At 38.7% G+C, this 3,809-nt stretch carries 2 protein-coding genes; both read right to left on the reverse strand.

Annotated features, from left to right (window positions below; genetic code table 11):
- Positions 1-2,214: integrase family protein (locus J8M01_RS23545; RefSeq protein WP_211059568.1), on the reverse strand; the 2,214-nt coding region annotated here is incomplete at its 3' end.
- Positions 2,211-3,686 (reverse strand): gamma-mobile-trio recombinase GmtY, encoded by a 1,476-nt coding sequence (gene gmtY, locus J8M01_RS23550; RefSeq protein ID WP_211059569.1) that lies wholly within the window; start codon positions 3,684-3,686, stop codon positions 2,211-2,213. The genes J8M01_RS23545 and gmtY, both read right to left, overlap by 4 nt.
- Positions 3,687-3,809 lie beyond the last annotated feature (123 nt).

Here is a 3,809-nt window from a genome sequence, read left to right on the forward strand (position 1 = left end):
AATAGGTTGATTGATATCACTTAGGGTGCCTACTGCTACTAATTTATTTTTTGAATCATCTTCTTGTCGATTCAGTTCGACATCAATAATACGATGTATTAGTGTGAAGCAAGCCCGTATGTCTTTGGCATATTCATCAGCATCTACGAGTTGTTTGTCATAGCGACGCTGAACTTGTTGAAGTTCCGTTCCCAAAGTAAATGGATGCCCTGAAATTTCTGCTGCGTAACGTGTATCTTCTAAAACTTCAACTTTTTGCTCCAACTCAACGGCAAGGTTAGCCGACAATTGTGCTCTATAGCTGAGGTTATTAAACTGTGCCCTGAGAGCATCTAGATACTTGGCATCTGTAATAAACCAGCGACAACGAATGCAGTTTTCTGGGCCATGAGGTACTGGTCCATATATCGGCCTTCCTTCCCCCCTGGTTGTGATAAGTTCACCACCATTCCAACAACCAGCTTGAGTTCCTTTTTCGTCAGAAGTAACATTATTACCTCCAGCTAAGCAAAGCCCAATATGCCGCTCTTCCCAACCTACTGGATTACGGTTGACTAATACCGCTTTTATACTATTTTGATCGTTGTATACGGTCTTACTGTAAATCTGACTTAGCTCTGTATTAGTCAGAAAATGTTTTAAGTTTTCATCTTCCTTAGAATCAAGTTTTGATTCGGCTTCCCACATTTTTGCTCGCATTTGCGTAGGAGTGATCTTTATATAATAAAGGGTCATTATGATGCGAGAATGACCTGCTAACAACTTAGACAATACAGGCAATGGAACTTGTCCATCCATTGCAAAGTGAGTCAATAAAGAGACCCTTAGGCTATGAAGTGGGAACTCAGTAGCTTGAGTGGATTTATAATTATCTTCATTAACATTAACAAGCCTAAGTCGAGATCCATCACTTAAAGTTTCTCCTCTTTTAAAAAGCCTGTCTTCGAGAGTATTTAAAAGTTGGTACCAAAGCAGACTTTCGGAGCAGTCTCTAACGGGTTTGATACGATCTTCCGTTTTGACTGCACTGGCGTCTCTAAACAGGAAACAAGTTGAGCCCATTCTTTTCAAAACACTTTGTGACTTTTGATTACCTAAGTGTTTCGTTTTCAAGCTTTCCCAAAGTGTTGGCTCGTCAACTGGGTTATACTTTTCTTGCCAGTTGCGAAGTTTTTCCAACCAATACAGGACTATTTCGTTTTGCCAAGGAATGATGTAACCTCGATCTTCTACATCTTTGTTCTGGTCTGCTGTTTTATTTGTATTAATATAAAATCCTGCGTGATAATCACCAGTATCAAGCGAACGTATTCGACGAAAAACGCCTCGTTGTCTAGGTGATTTTTTATTACCTACTACAAATGAATGGTTTGTATTGACTTTCCATTGCCCATTTATATATCGCCAAGTATCAGCTTCACCAGAATCGAGCATACGCACCTGATAAGTACGCAACGGCAAATTAAGCTTCATGAATAGCACCATTGCCCGTACAGGTGACCAAATTTCAAATATAGAAAGATTCTCGGTGAGTTTTATCTTTTTTCCGTTGATGGTTATAGTTTGTCCAGAGAGCAGCTTACGCTCACGCCAAATGCAATCTGGATCATCCTCATCAATACAGGATTGATCTACTTCAAACCAATCACCTGAACTTCGACCTTTATTACTTTGACCTGTTTGCTGGTGTGCCCATAACCAATCACAATAGTTCCCATCAGAATTGGGGCATAGGATACTTCGTAATTCCTTAATATATTTGTATGGTAATGCATTCCATACAGATTCGATTCTAGATCTTTTTTCTATTACTTTAGAAAAAGGGTTCAAGACTAAAGGTATTAGCTGCCCGTGATCATTGGGCTCACTAAAGTCTTTAACAATTACCCAATCAATAAATTCAACGATATTATTGTTGCGAGAGGATTTCATAGCTGATTTCAACTTCATTTCAATGAAACCAAGTAAATCGGGTAGGTTTGCGTTGGGTCTAAAAAGCGACTCTGGATCTGAAGGCAATCCTTGTTCAACGAGATAAGATTCCAAGAACCAATTCACTGCCTTTCTTCGAGGATCTAGTCCTACATCCAATTGATGCAACCACTCATCAGCATAGGCACGCCAAATTTCCCAATCATCACCATACAGAGTCGTAAACCAGCTGCAACTCAGATCACTAATTCGACCATCAAACCTCTTACTTTGATGTTTCATTTATGTCGGCCTCTCACTTTAGAAAAATTACCAGTAAACGCTCTATCTAAATCAATGTCATCAAAACCACATTTCATCAGTTCCTCCCAACTTGGAGTTACCACTTTCGTTTTATTTGTAATGTCATTAGATTCAAGTGCAGCGTACCCTGCCTGTAACGCTTGATTCACTCGTTCTATACCTGGAGCAGTATATGGTTCTTGACTGGACAGAGAACTATGGTGCATCACTTTTTGAATGATTCTAGGATGCAAATTTGCTCGCTCTAGTCGACGTCCCATTGCATGTCGATGACCATGAGGACTTAACCCTTCTACTTTTGTAGGAGCTTTACCAATGCGATACAGAGCTTTTTTATAAGCATCCTTAAATGCATTAATAGTTAATGGCTTGCCTGCATGACTTTCTTCAAAGGAAATAAAAGCATAAGGATGTTGTCGATCAACTGGAGTCAGATAGCGGCAGTAATTCCTCCATAACTTTCCAAATAAGATTGCTGCTTGTTTAGGAAACCAAAATAACTGAATGTAATTATCTTTATGATCCACAACCTGATATTTCCAACCTACATGTTTGGTACCTGTAAGTTTATTACGTGGGGTCAATCCATATTTTTCCCTAAGATATGCGGCTCGGTGAATACTACCATTTTGGCTCCGCCAGTTACCTGGCGCTCTTCCGTCTTCGGGGTGGTATAATCGTACAATTACATTGTTAGGATCTTGAGGGTCAACTAAAACGTCATCAACCCAAAGCTGCAAGCAATCGCTTTCTCTACAACCGGCAAAGTGCATCATTAAAAGAATAAGTTGATTACGAGTTGCTACTCGAATATCTTTCGCACCGCCCATACCTTCTAGATAAAATCGACTAAATAGTGTTTCTTGAAACGCGATAGCGTCATCGTGAACAGTCAACAGTGTTCGACGTCCACGTACATTCCTTGCTTTAGATACAGTTTCGTTTATGGTTTTATCTTTGATATGACCAAGAAAGTCATGATGATTATGACGATACCAAGCAGCGTAATTTAGACGCTGTTCAAAAGGAGATGCTTTTCGAAGAGGATTCATATTTATTGCCCCTAACTTGTCTGAAAGAAAGTCAGTCAACCCTGATAGTGCGGTTATTAAGCCATTAACAGTCTTAGTTGAGGACGGCAACCAATATAAACCTGAAGGATCGAAACCATATTCATCAATAGTTCCAGTGTATAGACGTTGAGAAAACGATTGAAATAATAACTTAGGGGCAGAAAAACATTCCTGGTTTGTTTCCATGTACTGCATCAATAAATATGTTGCATGAACAACTCGTTCCATCCAACTTCCACTTCGATCATGTTGATGAAATAGAAGATAATCAAGCAATGGATCTAGAACACCTAATTCCGTTATAAGTATTGGTAACTCTGATGAAATACCCGAATTGTCGACTATAACTTTAGCTTTGGTTTTTACTGGGGTAACCATGTAGACCTATTAGATTATAATTATTATATTTATTGCTATTAATATGATGCAATAAATTAACAATAAACACACCTAATAGAAGATTTGATTATAAATATTATACTTTTTTCTGCTATCTATAAG

Source organism: Pseudoalteromonas sp. MMG005 (assembly GCF_018101015.1).
In the GTDB taxonomy this organism is placed as follows: Bacteria; Pseudomonadota; Gammaproteobacteria; order Enterobacterales; family Alteromonadaceae; genus Pseudoalteromonas; species Pseudoalteromonas aurantia.